The organism is Pyrococcus sp. (genome assembly GCF_030153625.1).
In the GTDB taxonomy this organism is placed as follows: Archaea; Methanobacteriota_B; Thermococci; order Thermococcales; family Thermococcaceae; genus Pyrococcus; species Pyrococcus furiosus.
Genome location: NZ_JASKLM010000042.1, coordinates 1 through 15456 on the forward strand (window position 1 = coordinate 1; position 15456 = coordinate 15456).

The 15456-nt window shown below is 40.0% G+C and carries 17 protein-coding genes; 8 read left to right on the forward strand and 9 right to left on the reverse strand.

What is annotated here, in order from left to right; genetic code table 11:
- From PWP39_RS07590 to PWP39_RS07605, 4 genes are all read left to right on the forward strand, one after another.
- The coding region (locus PWP39_RS07590) for a 2-oxoacid:acceptor oxidoreductase subunit alpha (protein WP_288073399.1) at window positions 1-904 on the forward strand (904 nt) is incomplete at its 5' end.
- Window positions 901-1746 carry a 2-oxoacid:ferredoxin oxidoreductase subunit beta gene (locus PWP39_RS07595; protein ID WP_288073400.1) on the forward strand — a complete coding sequence of 282 codons (846 nt, stop codon included), beginning with the start codon at window positions 901-903 and terminating at the stop codon, window positions 1744-1746. The genes PWP39_RS07590 and PWP39_RS07595, both read left to right, overlap by 4 nt.
- Window positions 1743-2285, forward strand: a complete 543-nt coding sequence (locus PWP39_RS07600; RefSeq protein ID WP_011012914.1) for a 2-oxoacid:ferredoxin oxidoreductase subunit gamma — start codon at window positions 1743-1745, stop codon at window positions 2283-2285. The genes PWP39_RS07595 and PWP39_RS07600 overlap by 4 nt, the downstream gene beginning before the upstream one ends.
- A gap of 79 nt (window positions 2286-2364) precedes the next feature.
- Window positions 2365-3405 carry an ABC transporter substrate-binding protein gene (locus PWP39_RS07605; RefSeq protein WP_014835570.1) on the forward strand — a complete coding sequence of 347 codons (1041 nt, stop codon included), beginning with the start codon at window positions 2365-2367 and terminating at the stop codon, window positions 3403-3405.
- 15 nt (window positions 3406-3420) lie between these two features.
- Here the strand turns inward: PWP39_RS07605 and PWP39_RS07610 are convergent, their stop codons facing one another.
- From PWP39_RS07610 to glyA, 4 genes are read right to left on the reverse strand one after another with little or no spacing between them, the layout of a single operon-like run.
- A complete protein-coding gene (locus PWP39_RS07610) occupies window positions 3421-3876 on the reverse strand; it encodes a COG2426 family protein (protein WP_011012916.1) in 456 nt (151 codons plus the stop codon).
- Between the two features lie 14 nt (window positions 3877-3890).
- Entirely contained in the window at window positions 3891-4466 is a 576-nt protein-coding gene (locus PWP39_RS07615) for an ASCH domain-containing protein (protein WP_011012917.1), read from the reverse strand.
- Window positions 4426-5148 carry a TIGR02253 family HAD-type hydrolase gene (locus PWP39_RS07620; protein WP_288073401.1) on the reverse strand — a complete coding sequence of 241 codons (723 nt, stop codon included), beginning with the start codon at window positions 5146-5148 and terminating at the stop codon, window positions 4426-4428. The genes PWP39_RS07615 and PWP39_RS07620 overlap by 41 nt, the downstream gene beginning before the upstream one ends.
- Window positions 5149-5190: 42 nt before the next feature.
- Window positions 5191-6474, reverse strand: a complete 1284-nt coding sequence (gene glyA / locus PWP39_RS07625; RefSeq protein WP_011012919.1) for a serine hydroxymethyltransferase — start codon at window positions 6472-6474, stop codon at window positions 5191-5193.
- Between the two features lie 171 nt (window positions 6475-6645).
- Here glyA and PWP39_RS07630 point away from each other — a divergent pair, with 171 nt between their 5' ends.
- Genes PWP39_RS07630 through rnhB form a run of 3 tightly spaced genes read left to right on the forward strand, consistent with a single transcriptional unit; the run spans window position 6646 to window position 8932 of the window.
- Entirely contained in the window at window positions 6646-7434 is a 789-nt protein-coding gene (locus PWP39_RS07630) for a metal ABC transporter ATP-binding protein (RefSeq protein ID WP_011012920.1), read from the forward strand.
- On the forward strand, window positions 7431-8258 hold the full coding sequence (locus tag PWP39_RS07635) for a metal ABC transporter permease (protein WP_011012921.1): 828 nt from the start codon (window positions 7431-7433) through the stop codon (window positions 8256-8258). The genes PWP39_RS07630 and PWP39_RS07635 overlap by 4 nt, the downstream gene beginning before the upstream one ends.
- Complete coding sequence (gene rnhB / locus PWP39_RS07640) at window positions 8258-8932, forward strand: ribonuclease HII (protein ID WP_011012922.1); 675 nt, start codon at window positions 8258-8260, stop codon at window positions 8930-8932. Before PWP39_RS07635 ends, rnhB begins: the two co-directional genes overlap by 1 nt.
- Here rnhB and PWP39_RS07645 read toward each other — a convergent pair.
- From PWP39_RS07645 to pfkC, 3 genes are read right to left on the reverse strand one after another with little or no spacing between them, the layout of a single operon-like run.
- Window positions 8900-10441 (reverse strand): hypothetical protein, encoded by a 1542-nt coding sequence (locus PWP39_RS07645; protein WP_011012923.1) that lies wholly within the window; start codon window positions 10439-10441, stop codon window positions 8900-8902. The genes rnhB and PWP39_RS07645 overlap by 33 nt on opposite strands.
- Window positions 10423-11610 carry a molybdopterin molybdotransferase MoeA gene (locus PWP39_RS07650; RefSeq protein WP_011012924.1) on the reverse strand — a complete coding sequence of 396 codons (1188 nt, stop codon included), beginning with the start codon at window positions 11608-11610 and terminating at the stop codon, window positions 10423-10425. The genes PWP39_RS07645 and PWP39_RS07650 overlap by 19 nt, the downstream gene beginning before the upstream one ends.
- 40 nt (window positions 11611-11650) lie before the next feature.
- Entirely contained in the window at window positions 11651-13015 is a 1365-nt protein-coding gene (gene pfkC, locus PWP39_RS07655) for an ADP-specific phosphofructokinase (RefSeq protein WP_011012925.1), read from the reverse strand.
- Window positions 13016-13127: 112 nt separating this feature from the next.
- Between pfkC and PWP39_RS07660 the strand changes: the two genes are divergently transcribed.
- Complete coding sequence (locus PWP39_RS07660) at window positions 13128-14150, forward strand: RNA-guided pseudouridylation complex pseudouridine synthase subunit Cbf5 (protein ID WP_288073402.1); 1023 nt, start codon at window positions 13128-13130, stop codon at window positions 14148-14150.
- Between the two features lie 2 nt (window positions 14151-14152).
- On the opposite strand, the gene PWP39_RS07665 is transcribed toward PWP39_RS07660, so the two are convergent.
- Window positions 14153-14485, reverse strand: a complete 333-nt coding sequence (locus tag PWP39_RS07665; RefSeq protein ID WP_011012927.1) for a hypothetical protein — start codon at window positions 14483-14485, stop codon at window positions 14153-14155.
- A 104-nt stretch (window positions 14486-14589) separates the two neighbouring features.
- A complete protein-coding gene (gene acdBI, locus PWP39_RS07670) occupies window positions 14590-15288 on the reverse strand; it encodes an acetate--CoA ligase II subunit beta (protein WP_011012928.1) in 699 nt (232 codons plus the stop codon).
- Window positions 15289-15456: the final 168 nt, after the last annotated feature.

A 15456-nucleotide genomic window follows, 5' to 3' on the forward strand; every position in this document is an offset into this window, starting at 1 on the left:
TGGTCCTGGGTTTAGCTTAATGCAGGAGAACATTGGTTATGCAATAATGACCGAGACGCCAGTAGTAATAGTAGACGTGCAAAGAAGCGGACCATCAACGGGCCAACCTACTCTGCCAGCACAAGGGGATATTATGCAAGCTATATGGGGAACACATGGAGATCATAGCTTAATTGTCCTAAGTCCTTCTACAGTTCAAGAGGCATTTGATTTCACGATAAGAGCCTTCAATTTATCGGAGAAATATAGAACTCCCGTTATTCTTCTAACAGATGCTGAAGTTGGACACATGAGAGAAAGAGTATACATTCCAAACCCAGACGAAATAGAGATAATAAATAGGAAGCTTCCTAGGAATGAGGAGGAGGCTAAGCTCCCCTTTGGAGATCCTCATGGGGACGGAATACCACCAATGCCAATCTTTGGAAAAGGATACAGAACATACGTTACAGGATTAACACATGATGAGAATGGTAGACCTAGAACAGTTGAAAGAGAAGTTCATGAAAGGCTAATTGAGAGAATAGTAGAGAAGATAGAGAAAAACAAGAAAGATATCTTCACATATAGGACTTACGAACTTGAAGATGCAGAGATAGGAATTGTGGCTACCGGAATAGTGGCAAGATCAGCTCTCAGGGCTGTAAAAATGCTCAGAGAGGAAGGAATAAAAGCGGGACTTTTAAAAATAGAAACAATATGGCCTTTTGATTTTGAATTAGTAGAGAGAATAGCTGAGAAAGTTGACAAGCTTTATGTCCCTGAAATGAATTTAGGGCAATTATATCATCTAATCAAAGAAGGAGCAAATGGGAAAGCTGAGGTCAAGCTCATTAGTAAGATTGGTGGAGAAGTCCACACACCAATAGAGATCTTCAACTTTATAAGGAGGGATTTTAGATGAAGTTAACCTCTGCATACGAAATTAGAGACAAATACCTAAGAAAAGACATGCTCCCCACAATCTTTTGCCCAGGCTGTGGAATTGGTTCAGTTCTACAATTTACACTTAGGGCAATTGATGACCTGGGACTTGATCCAGATAAAATAGTTTGGGTAAGTGGGATAGGATGTTCTTCGAGAGTTCCTGGATTCGTGAACTTTGATGGCCTCCACACTACCCACGGTAGAGCGTTGGCCTTTGCTACTGGAATTAAGCTAGCGAACCCAGAGCTAAAGATAATAGCTTTTATGGGAGACGGGGATGCGGCTGCTATAGGAGGAAATCACTTAATTCATGCAATTAGAAGGAACCTAGATGTGACTGTTATACTAATCAACAACTTCACCTACGGGATGACTGGAGGACAAGTCGCACCAACAACTCCAAAGGGACTTAGGGGAACTACAGCCCCCTATGGACAGTTTGAAAATCCATTTGACATAGCACAACTTGCAGTCGCTGCTGGCGCAAATTACGTGGCAAGATGGACAGTTTTCAACTATATTCAAGGAATAAACAGCATAAAGAAAGCACTCAGCAAGGAAGGATTTACTCTCGTGGAGTTCCTCAGCCCCTGTCCAATTAGTTTCGGAAGGAGAAACAGAATGAAGAGTGCTCCAGAAATTATTAGATGGTATCAAGAGATAACAGTTCCTATAAGCAAAGCAAAGAACATGAAACCTGAGGAGTTGGAAGGAAAGATAGTTATTGGGGAGTTCGTCGATAGAGATAGGCCAGGGCTCGTTAGAGAATACATGGAGTACATTAAGAGAGCAAAGAAGATCATGGGGTGGGAAGAATGAGGAAGGAAATTCTTTTGGGAGGATTTGGAGGCCAGGGTATAATATTGGCGAGTGTAATTCTTGGAAGGGCTGCAGCTGTCTATGAAGGACTATATGCTGTTCAGACTCAAGCTTATGGCCCCGAGTCAAGAGGAGGCGCGAGTAGAGCTGAAGTTGTGATAAGTGATGAGCCTATAGATTACCCAAAAACAGTTAGTCCAGATTATGCAATTTTGCTAAGTCAACAGGCGTACAATAAGTATTTGCCCTTAGTTAAAAAAGGAGGTATTGTAATTCTAGAAGAAGACTTAATCCCCCACAGAGATCCAGAACTAGAAAAGGACAAAGAAGTGCATGCCCTTCCCCTAACAAAAATAGCAGAAGAAACAACTGGTCTCAGTCTAACAATGAATATCCTCACCCTAGGATATTTTGTAGGGATTACTAAAATTGTGAAAAAGGAGAGCATAGAAAAAGCCGTTTTAGACTCCGTCCCTAAAGGCACCGAAAAAATAAATTTAAAAGCTCTACACAAGGGTTTCGAGCTTTCTGAGAAGTAGTTTCTTCTTGGATTTTTTATCCAAAACTTTTTAAACTATTCTCTTTACTGTTGGATGATTAATCCAAGGAGGGAATCACATGAAAAGAGCCATACCTGTATTTCTGCTCATAGTGCTTGTGTGGATTAGTGGATGTATAGGAGGAGGTACCTCAACAATTCCAACAACTCCATCAGCACCAGAAACAACAACAATAACAAAAACAGAAAAAGTAGTGGAAACAGTTACACAAACAGTAACGGTAACCCAAACAATGACTCCCCAGAAGTATCCAATTACAATAGTCGATTCACTTGGAAGAGAAGTTAAAATAGAAAAGGAGCCAGAGAGGATAGTTTCTCTTGCCCCCAGCATTACCGAGACTCTGTACTTTATAGGAGCACTTGATAAGGTGGTGGGAGTTACAAAGTTCGACGATTTCCCACCAGATGTAAAGGAAGGAAGGACAATAATTGGAGGATTTTCTGATCCAAACATAGAGGTAATTGCATCCTTAAATCCTGACCTCATAATAGGAACTAGTATGCACATGCAGTATCTTGACAAGTTACAAGAAATCGCTCCAGTAATAATCGTTGATCCAAAGAACATTGACGAAATCTACGAGTGGATAATCAAGTTAGGAAAAGTTGTTAACAGGGAGGAGGAAGCTGTCGGAGTTGTAAACTATATGAAGGCTATAGTGGAGGATGTAGAGAGTAAGGTCTCAAATGCCTCCAGGCCAAAAGTCTTCTACCTTTTAGGTTACTGGGATGGATACTGGACGACAGGAAAAGGAACATTCATAGATAGCTTAATAACAATGGCTGGGGGAGAAAACATCTTTAGCGATATCGAGGGATGGAAGAAAGTCAGCGCAGAAGACATAGTGGCGAGAAACCCTGAAGTGATCATAATTTCATACCACGCAGGCGTTAATCCAGGAGATCTATGCAACACACCTCTAGCAAATACAGACGCTGTGAAGAATGGGAGAGTTTATGTAATTAGTGATGACAACATAATATCCAGACCTGGGCCAAGAATTGTTCTAGCACTTCAAGAGATAGCATATTTCATTCATCCCGAAGCATTTAACTACGCTTACCAACCCAAGGCTTGTGCCGTTGCTTCTTCATGACTTTTTCTTTATTTTTTAATGAAGACTTATTGTGGGTAGAGTGGTTATAGCTAAGCTTAAGAGACCACCAATTAAGAGTGCGGGAATTGTAGATTTTTTATCTATTCCCAGGACATAGGCAGCTAATGAACCAGTCCAAATGCCTGTCCCAGGGAGAGGTATTGCAACAAAGACTACTAAACCCAAAAAGCCCCATTTTTTTACATATGGACTGGCTTTTTTCCTAGTCCTTTCTAAATAATAGATGTAAAGCTTAGATATTTTTCCCAGGGGGGTAGACATCAAAAGCTCCATGATTTTATCGATGTAGGGAAGGGCATAGGGAAGTACCAAGGATAAGATTATAACCCCTAAGATAGCAGCCATTATACTTTCAAAAATTCCATATCCGCGTTGGATTCCATAAACAACAGCATACCTCCCTTCAAAAGTTGGAATGAGTGACATCACAAAAACTTCTAAAAAGCTCATATGTATCACCCCCTCTAAATTAGTCCAGCCTCGTAGAGAGAATGATATGCTTTTAAAAGAGCTTGTTGGAGCCTCTTAGGACCAAAATTCTTTGCCGCTTCTCTCAACCCCTTTTCTAAAATTCTAGTAAGGATTATTCTAATGTCTTCACCCAAGTTCAGCCTATCAAAATTCTCTAAAGTTAATCTCGTAATTTCATAGGGATCCCTATAGTTTAACCCTTTGAGAAGTTTGAGAGGTATTCCTTCCTTTAAAGGTCTTATGTCCTCAAACTCAATTATTGTAACTTCATCTTCTCCGTAAAGCTCTCCGTATATTCTCGATAACTCCCTAACTAACTCTTTCACATCCGAAAACCCATCTAACTGGGCGTCCTGGGTTGTTAGCTCCTTAACCTTCTTTACCCTGACATCTTTTATTCTGGCCTTAGCTATTGCAGTGTCACTTGGGGTTATCACTATGTACACTTCACTCCCAGGTTTCGCCTCATACTTCCCGTATCTGATTGTTGTTACCTTATCACCCCTCAGGATTTTCCCTTTGTATTTATTATCCAGAAGAATGAACTTCCTTATCTGAACCGTTTTCACGTTCTAGCACCTCCAGAAGCTGAGGAAGTTCTGTAATTACATAATCAGCGTATTCCTTGTACTCCAGATCTAATTCAGCATACTTTCCATACTTAAACCAGACCGTCTTCATGCCCACGTTTTTAGCTCCATATATATCGGAATATAGCCTATCTCCAACCATAATAGCCTCCTCTGGTTTCACATTGAAGGCCTTTAAGGCCTTCTTAAATATTTTTGGATGAGGTTTCTTAACTCCCTCAAAGTCTGAAATTATAACGTGCTCAAAGAAATCATCAAGCTCCAATCTCAGAATTTTTTCCCACTGTTTTATTGGATTTCCATCTGTTATGATCCCAGTCATGTAACCTTCTTTCTTGAGTCTCAATAGAGTTTTCCTAGCCCCAGGAACTTCTCTAAGATAAGTGAACTTTGTATTGTGATAGGCTATAACTCCAGCCGCAACCCACTTCGGATTGTATTCCAAATCTAACCTCCTGAGAAGATAATCAAAGTGATAAGGGAAATTACTTCCATACTCTTTTATTAGTTCCAAAAGCTCGTTATATGCGGTATCAAAATCAACAGGCATTCCATGCCTGATCATGTTTTCAATAGCATTCTTTCTAGCTACTTCAGCTAATTTGCTAGTATCAACCAAAGTATCATCCAAATCAAAAAATATCACCTTGATTCTCCTCATGACAACTCACAAAAATAAGTGAGAAAAAAGAAATTAAAAACTTCACTCCTTCATTGGTAGGCCATAGTCGAAGGAGTAGTAAACCTTCTGGTACTCTAGCCTGAAGTAGTAGACATCCTTTCTGACCTTCTTTGGATCTTCCTTATCTATTAGAACTCTCTTGATGAAGTGGGCGATTTCTCTCATTTCATCTTCCATCATTCCAACTCTTGTCATCTCTTGAACTCCAATTCTTAATCCACTGGGCTCGTTGACTTTTTCAAGTGGATCCCATGGAAGTAGGTTCTTGTTGAGGATTATTCCAGCTTCTTCAAGAAGTGGAGCAGCCCATCCTCCACCGGCTGGGTGTAGGTCACTTACGTCCACTATAACTTGGTGGCTCTTTGTATAGCCTTGATCTTCACCGATAACCTTGAACCCCTCTTCAGCCAAAGCTTCAGCAAGAGCCTTAGCATTCTTAACTATCTGCTTTGCATACGCTTCACCATACTCCAACATTTCTGCTGCTGTAATAACCTTACCAGCCATGTGGTGAAGGTGGTGATTGCTCACTACTCCTGGGAATATTGCCCATTGTAACTTTGCTATTGTTTCATCGTCTGCAAACTTTTTGTAGAGTATAACTCCACCCTGAGGACCTGGGAATGTCTTGTGTGTTGAAGCTGTCATTATGTCTGCTCCTTCCCTAAGTGGATCCTGGAACTCTCCTCCAGCTATGAGACCTAGTACGTGAGCGGCATCATAGACAACAAAGGCACCAACCTCCTTAGCCACTGGAGCTAGTTCCTTTACTGGGTGTGGAAATGGGAATAGTGAGCCACCAAACATCACTATCTTTGGTTCTAACTCCCTTATCATTTTCTCTGCCTTATCAACATCGATGTTAAAGCTCTCAAAGTCAAATGGCCAAGTGTGTACTTCTAGTCCTCTCATTCCAGCAGCTCCGAAGGGCATGTGGCTTATGTGACCTCCGTGGCTAGTGTGAAGAACTATAACCTTGTCACCTGGTTGTCCAAGACCAAAGAATACCGCCTGATTTGCATTAGTTCCAGAAATTGGTCTTAAATCAGCGTAATCACTCTTAAATAACTTTGTGAATAGCTCTACTCCAATGAGCTCAACCTCATCAACGTATTTACATCCCTGATAGTACCTCTGCTTCGGCCAGCCCTCAGCATACTTGTGCATGAAGCCTGAAGCAACGGCTCTGTTTACACTCGGGGATGTTATGTTTTCACTTGCAATGAGGTTTATAGTGTGGCTTCTCCATTTTTCATGCTCCTCTATAAAGTTTAGAACCTTGTCTCTATACTCCTTATATGTCATCGAAAATTCACCTCGATACACTATTTCATGATCATATAATTTAAAGGTTTGCCCAGGAAATTCGATAATTGTTGAGTTTACTATCTTTTTCACAATCTTTACTAAGAAGAAAACTTGACAAAATGTCTTTTAAAAACTGATGCCAAGACAAAAACTATGGGGGGAGAAACAATGGAAAATGTTATTGAAGCAGAGGATCTCACGATAACTTACAATGGAAAAGTTGCGGTGAAAAATTTAACATTCAAATTAAAAGAGGGAGAAACACTGTTATTGCTTGGGCCAAACGGAGCTGGCAAAACTACACTATTAAAAGTTATAGCCGGAATTCATTCGGAATATACTGGAAAAATAACTGTTTTAGGGAAATCCCCAAGGGAAAGTAGAGGGTATGTGGCATATGTTCCCCAAACCATAACCTTGAATTCGGAAATTCCCCTAACAGTGCTAGAAGTCGTGACCATGGGAGGATTGTATAAAGAAGGAATCGTCCACTTTAACGTTCCAAGTGAAATAGTTAAGAAAAGCTTGGAAGTTCTTGGATTTTTAGGAATTAAAAACCTGGCAAATAAACCATTTAGAGAATTAAGTGGAGGACAAAAACAGCGAGTTATAATAGCAAGAGCCCTAATGTCTGATCCAAAAATATTGTTGCTAGATGAACCTATCTCCGCATTAGATCCAAAGGCAAAGGCCACAGTTACTTCAACGCTCTCCAAGATAAAGGAGGAATTAAACCTAACGATGATAATAACTACTCACGATGTTAATCCCCTCATAGAAATTGGAGACAAAGTTATGCTGATAAATAAAAAGTTGGTGGCCTTTGGAAGTCCAGAAGAGGTTCTGAGAGATGAAGTTATCAGCACAATTTATGGCCCCTCATCTAAAACCGTCAAAGTTGGAGAAAGGGTGTACTGCATAATTGGTGACGTTCATTTAGGAGGTGGGAAAATATGATCGACGAGTATCTAGTTAGGGCAATATTTGCAAGCCTAATTACAGGAGTTTTGCTCGGTTTTCTTAGTCCCTTGATAAATATGAAAAGAATAGCCTTTTTAACCCATGCAACATTTCATTCCCTTTTATTAGGAGCCATCTTGGGAATGATAGTGGGGTTAGTAACTAACAACTTAGAGCTAATTTTTCCTATTTCCCTAGTAGTTGTTGTTATTACCACCTTAATCATTGCCAAACTCGAATTGGCGGGCTATTCCCCAGATACTTCAGTCGGAACTATGACTGGGATTGTTGCAGGGCTAACTCTTCTCGGTTTTGGAGTGTTATATAAAGTTATGGCTTCCAAGCCATACTTCGGTCTATCAGAGAGCATTGTGAGTTACCTTACTGGTGAAATATTCTTAACTACTTTCAGAGATCTCTGGATATTGACAATTGGGGGCGGAATAGCATTAATGCTAATGCTTGCCTTTTATAGGGATTTTGTTTACCTAAGCTTTGATCCCGAAGGTCTCGAGAGTCATGGAGGAAAGCCGGGGTTATATCTTGTGATTCTATATCTTTTAGTTGGAGCAATCGCGGGGTTGATTGTAAAGACAGTCGGTTTAATAACACTCCAAGTACTTTCAGTCTTGCCTGGGGCCATAGGGATAAGGATCGCAAAAAACATCAGAGAGCTTGTTTTCATAAGTCTCTCCTTAACATTAATAATCCAACTTTTCTCGGTAATTTTTGGCTATTACTCTAACATTCCTCCCAGTGGAGTTGCCACAATAATCTTGGGTATAATCTATGGAGGAATAATATCCAGGAGGAGAGAATAATGAAAATAGGGGGAATTGACGAAGCAGGAAGAGGACCAGCGATAGGGCCATTAGTAGTAGCTACTGTCGTCGTTGATGAGAAAAACATTGAGAAGCTCAGAAACATTGGAGTAAAAGACTCCAAACAACTAACACCCCATGAAAGGAAGAATTTATTTTCCCAGATAACCTCAATAGCGGATGATTACAAAATAGTGATAGTATCCCCAGAAGAAATCGACAATAGATCAGGAACAATGAACGAGTTAGAGGTAGAGAAGTTTGCTCTCGCCCTAAATTCGCTTCAGATAAAACCAGCTCTTATATACGCTGATGCAGCGGATGTAGATGCCAATAGATTTGCAAGCTTGATAGAGAGAAGACTCAATTATAAGGCGAAGATTATTGCCGAACACAAGGCCGATGCAAAGTATCCAGTAGTTTCAGCAGCTTCAATACTTGCAAAGGTTGTTAGGGATGAGGAAATTGAAAAATTAAAAAAGCAATATGGAGACTTTGGCTCTGGGTATCCAAGTGATCCAAAAACCAAGAAATGGCTTGAAGAGTACTACAAAAAACACAACTCTTTCCCTCCAATAGTCAGACGAACCTGGGAAACTGTAAGAAAAATAGAGGAAAGCATTAAAGCCAAAAAATCCCAGCTAACGCTTGATAAATTCTTTAAGAAACCTTAGAAAGTCTATCCACAACCTTCCATATTCTTTGATCCACTCCCAGTAGATCTTCAAAGATTTTTCGAAGTACTCCCACTTTATTATTTCATAGCTAATGACTCCCATGGCAACAGCTGCAGGCGGAATTAGTGGCGTTGCATAGAATATAAATTGCGTTTTTCCTCCCAAAAGATACTGAAGTGCAAAGAATCCCACTATTGACCAGAACATCCAGAAGATTTCTGCAAGTCCTTTTACTTTTCTAGAAACATAAGGAACTGCAAATAGAAATGCAATCATTGAGACCATAAGAATTGGATCTGTAACTGCGTATACATCTGGATTGTAATGGAATGGGAAGGGTTTTGCAGAGAAGAACCACATCCAAAATGGAGCTTCTGCTGGATGCTCCCCCTTATAACTTAAATGCCAAGCAAAGCTTGATAAAAATTCTTGTAGCCATGGAATAAACCCAATTGCCTTTATAATTGGCAACTCTGGTATTAAAAAGCCAATTATTGGGAGTATTATCCCAGATATGAGAAGTTCCTTTAGCCCTTTCTCCCTAATAATTTTTACCCAGAGAACTGGAAAGACAAAGGCCCCGCTCAATTTACTTGCTGCAGCTAACCCAAGGGTAAAGCCCGCAAGTCTAAGTCGATTTAGAACAATGAAGAACAAAAACAACCCAACAAAGAACGCTACATGAATATCAAGCATGGCAACTATGCCCGTTGAGAATAACAACGGATCTGCAGCTATAAAGAGGGAGGATATCGAAGTTGCAAGGTAACTCTTTGTAAGTCTATATGTAACGTAAGCAACAATAATTACCAATATGAAATGCTCTATTATACCTGGAACCCTCCAATAGAAAGGCTTATCCTCAATCAGCATTCCCAGAGCGATTAAATCTTTTCCCAGGAATGGATGCTCAGTATTTAGATACTTGTGAATGTTCTCCTTATCTGGATACCTATACCCGGGAATTACAATTATTCCCTCTATCTTCTCCACATCCCTCAGAAATGCTTCAAAATTTCTCTCTGGAATTTTGTAGTATACCGCGGGAAACTCACTATAGTATTGATACTCAACAAAGACATGCTTATAAGCTACTTCCCACACTTTGAGCTTCAAATCTTCCCATCTGCTTTCGTTACGAGTATAATTGAAAGGAATTATCTCAACTTTAACCCCAAGCTTCTTTGCGAATTCTGGGATCTCGGGATAATTCCTATACAGCCCTTCAAATTTTAAACCATGGAAATTGACTATAACTTTTCCCGAATATAACGGTTCTTTAAATATGATATTTACACCCGAAGTATCGTTTTCCACGTAGCTAACTTTAATACCCAGGAGGGCAAGCATGTTCCTTGTTGCAGAAACATACCACACTTCATCCCCCATATAGTCATCGACTTTAGCCCACTCAACCATATAATAAGTGGAACCAATAAGAAGAAGAGATAGGTAGGAGAAAAACAGTATTTCTCTCCACTTTTTCTTTAATATAGAGTCACCCATACTTCTTCACCTCTACGGTATCCCTCCACATCCTCCGGAACAACAAGGTAGGCATTGCTTTGGACAAGGGAACTTATAATTCCGCTACCTTTCTTCTTTATCACTTTTGCCTTTCCATCCCTATACATTACCCTTACAAACTCATATCTGCCCAGCTGACTTGGGACGTCATCTTCAAGCACGGCCCTAACCTTCACTTCGTAATCCTTAGCTCCAACAAGCTTCGCCAAGGCATGTTTAACGAACAAGTGAAACTGAGTAAAAACAGCTACTGGATAGCCACTCATTACGAAAACTCTTTCTCCATACCCTATGGGCCTTCCAGGCCTTATTGTAGTTCCATGGAAGAGAAGATTAACAAACTTATGGGCATAATCCATGTCTCCAAAGGCAGAACCTCCTGTTATTAGCACAAGGTCGCATTCCCTCTTAGCTTTCTCTAGGGCAGATCTAATCAGGTCTTCATTGTCTGGTACCACTCCGTATAGAATGGGTTCCCCAAAGTATCTCTCGACTAATGCTGATAGCATTATTGAATTTGTATCAACGATTTTGCCTTTCTCAAATTCTTCTAAACTTGGCTCTTGCACAAGCTCGCTTCCAGTAATAATTATCCCAACTTTAGGTTTCACCTTTACTGGAACCTTTCTAATACCCAAAGCCTTCAGCAAAGCCAAGTCTTGAGGCCTTAGTATTGTCCCCTTTTTGAGAGCAATATCTCCCTTCTTTACATCTTCCCCAGCAAAAGATATGTTCTGCCCAGGAGCTACTGGTCTTAGAACGTAAATTTTGCTACCTTCTCTCTTGACCATCTCCTGCATTATAACAGCATTAGCACCCCTGGGAATTTTACCTCCTGTTAAAACTTTAATTGCCTTTCCAGCTATTACTTCTTTGTTTGGGTTCTCTCCAATTGGGACTTCCTCTATAACCTCTAACTCTACTGGAGAGTATTCCCTCGCCTCAAACGTATCCTCAGCTCTTACTGCATACCCATCGACTGCAGCTCTGTCAAAGGGAGGCAAGTCATATGAAGCAACAATATCTTCTGCCAGAACTCTTCCTAGAGCATCTTTAAGCGGAACATATTCAACTTCTTCTATCTCTTTCAAGTCGTTGAGAACAATGGACAATGCCTCTTCATAGGGAGTAAGCCTCTTGAACTCCATTTTACCACCAAAACATAAAAGTAATATGAAGATAAAGAGTTTACTGATGCCTTCTTAGGAGGGAGAGATAACTGAGAAATGTCCCAGTTGAGATAGTATCACCAAGGCCAACCGTAGATACTGGATTTGGAACGAGTCTCGTTGGCACTATGACAACTTTGTATTCTTTTAGTCTCAATTTTCTTTTTGCCTCTTCAAATCTCAGTTTTATGTATTCACTCCTTTCATTATAGGGAACACTCATTCCAACTTTCACATCTCTTGGGTCATTTATATCTCCTAGAGAAGCCCTAGTAGCTGCAAGTATAGTTCCAAAGTCAAGACTCCTCATTAATTCTTCTTCGCTTAATGGATTGTCCCTGTGAGTTATGTACATGAGGTAATATATCGTGTGAACTTGCAAGATCTCAAAGTTTAGCTCATCAAGTATTATCATTCCGCCAAGTATCGCATCCTCAATCCTGTTGTACATAAATATCCTATCAGCTAAATCTGAATACCCTAGGACACTTAGGATGTAAGCAATTTCTGCCTCATCCATTCCAACGCTATCCACCATTGGAAAGATATTGTTCACGACCTTCTTCCTCAGTCTTCTGTCTTGAATTGACGCAAATTCAACGTGGATCTTAATATCTTTGTTCTTCTTAAGCAGTCTGATGTCCTCTTTTGCTCTTCTAAGATAGTAGTTTGCATCTTTACCATCCGAATATTGAAGCCTTATTCCCTGATATCCAGAGAGAATTGCACCATCAACCATTTCACCAATTTCTGGCAAAAACTTTCTCAATTCATCCTTAGTTTCTATCCTACTAATTGATTCAAATCTTGAAGAGACAATAAATCTTCCCGAATGGGGAACTTCGATAACCTCGTCTCCGAGCTTAAACCTTGTCCCCTTCCTAAATTCAAATATCCTATTAACCTTCAGGGGATCACCTTCTCTATAAGCACTTTGAATAGGCTTCAGAACTAGTTTGTCTTCCTCGACTACTGGATACAGTATCCCTTCCTTGAAGAGTTCTGCAAGTCTCTTCGGAAGAAAGGGGGTGTAGGCTATTACCTTTTTAACTTTCAACCCTACAAGTATATTCGCAATAATTCCCGCCTGCCCACCTATTCTCTCTGTATCATATTTGAAAGTCTTGTCAAACCATTGATGTAACTCCTCGTTAACGAGGGGAACTGCCATGGGCTTTCCTGTCTTGAGTGCATGCACAAGTCTTGCGACAAAATCTAACGGTTCATTAATTTCTCTGGGATATTCTTCTAGCCTTCTCTTTATTTTATCGGGACCAAATTCCTCTATTAACCTTTGAATTATTTCAGCATTCAGGTTTACGATAGCATCAACATTTGCATTATAGGCAGTATATATTCCGAGCTCTCTGACTTCATCTATCATGAATACCACCCTCAGTGTTATTTGACCAGGGATATAATAATGAGATTATTTAAAAAACTTTTTCAATTTAGATGCCTAGGGAGATAAAAGAGATCCAAAGTAGGTGGTGGAAGTGGCGAGAGACGAGGTAAGAAGGATACTTCCAGCAGATATAAAAAGAGAAGTTCTAATTAAAGATGAAAACGCGGAAACTAATCCTGATTGGGGATTTCCTCCAGAAAAAAGGCCAATAGAAATGCACATTCAATTTGGAGTCATAAACTTAGACAAACCTCCAGGACCAACAAGTCATGAAGTAGTTGCCTGGATTAAGAAGATACTAAATCTCGAAAAAGCAGGACACGGAGGAACTTTAGATCCCAAAGTTAGTGGCGTGCTTCCTGTGGCACTTGAAAAAGCCACAAGAGTAGTCCAGGCCCTACTTCCTGCAGGAAAGGAATACGTAGCATTAATGCATCTTCATGGGGATGTACCAGAGGACAAGATAATTCAGGTAATGAAAGAGTTTGAGGGAGAAATAATTCAGAGACCCCCACTTAGAAGCGCTGTGAAAAGAAGACTTAGAACTAGAAAAGTTTACTATATTGAGGTTCTTGAAATAGAGGGAAGAGATGTTCTCTTTAGAGTAGAAGTTGAGGCAGGAACGTACATAAGATCACTTATTCACCACATTGGCCTGGCCCTTGGAGTTGGCGCCCATATGTCTGAGCTGAGAAGAACAAGAAGCGGACCATTCAAAGAAGATGAAACTTTAATAACCCTTCACGATCTTGTGGACTATTATTACTTCTGGAAAGAAGATGGAATTGAAGAGTATTTTAGAAAAGCAATACAGCCGATGGAAAAGGCGGTTGAACACCTACCAAAGGTCTGGATAAAAGACTCAGCAGTTGCAGCTGTAACTCACGGAGCTGATCTGGCAGTTCCTGGGATAGCTAAGCTTCATGCAGGGATAAAAAGAGGTGATTTAGTGGCAATTATGACATTAAAAGATGAGTTAGTAGCTTTAGGAAAGGCCATGATGACGAGTCAAGAGATGTTAGAAAAAACAAAAGGAATAGCCGTTGATGTAGAAAAGGTATTCATGCCTAGGGATTGGTATCCAAAGTTATGGGAAAAAAGAGATAGAAGCTAAATTCATGATACTCTTGTTTTTTCTTTTCTCAATGAATATGTGAGTCCATAAGCTGGCCATAACCCAGGGGGCTGAGAATAGTGATGGAGGTTCCTTAAAATTTTTTCTGCATCTTTTCTTGTTTTGGCTTTTATTATTAGCTTCCCTGGCCTTAAGATAACTTCCGCTCTTGGGAGATGTAAAAGAATCTTATCCCCCATAATCTCTGGCTTTGCTCTCATGAGCAACTGCCTAAGTTCAGCATAGGCATCGTCAGTTATTTCCTGTTCAAGAACTTCCTCACTGGATTTCCTAAAAAGCCTGCTCAAAAAACTACTCGACTCTTCCTCCTCCATTGCCGTTCAATACCCCCCGGAAATTGTATACTTTCCAATTTTTATTGAGGACAACACTCTTTTTAAGGTTTTCTCAATATAGAAATAAAAAATTACGAAAAGAGCTAAAGAATCATCCTAGCATCTACGGCAATTGCTGAATCCTCATATGCGAAGATTGGATTTATGTCAATTTCCTTGATTTCTGGCAACTCTAAAGCTAGCTCTCCAACCTTTACAATTATGTCAGCAAGAGCTTCAATGTTAACGGGTTTCTCTCCTCTAGCTCCAGCAAGAATTGGATATGCTTTAATTTCCCTAATCATTTCAAGAGCATCTTCTTTTGTTATTGGCGCCACTCTGAAGCTAACATCTTTAAGAATTTCCACAAATATTCCACCAAGACCAAACATCACTGCAGGTCCAAACTGTGGATCTCTTATCATACCTACTATAACTTCTCTTCCCAGGGGGAGCATTCTGTAGATTATAACACCCCAGAGATCTGCATCGGGCTTGTAATTTCTTGCGTTTTGCATTATAGTTCTAAAAGCTTCTCTAGCTTCCTCGTCATTCTTGATGTTTATCTTCACTCCACCAGCATCGCTCTTGTGGATTATCTGAGGTGAAACTATCTTCATGACAACTGGATATCCAATCTCTCCTGAAAATTTTACAGCCTCTTCCTCGTTTCTAGCAACTTTAAACTCAGGTACTGGAATTCCATAAAGCTTCAGAATCTCCTTGGCCTCTGGTTCAACTAGTGGTCTATTTTCAGCTTTTGCCTTTTCGATAATTTCCCTAGCCTTAGCAACCCTGTCCATCTCAATTCACCTCATAATCTTGACAATTCCAAATAATTTCATGTAGTTAAAAGTATTTCCATTTTTTAAACGATACTGTTAGGATAAGCGGTAGGGCGTTAGGTTTAAGTTTCTGATAATTTTTCAGAAAAAGAAGGGAGAGAAATGAAGGCTGAGAGCATTCTATAC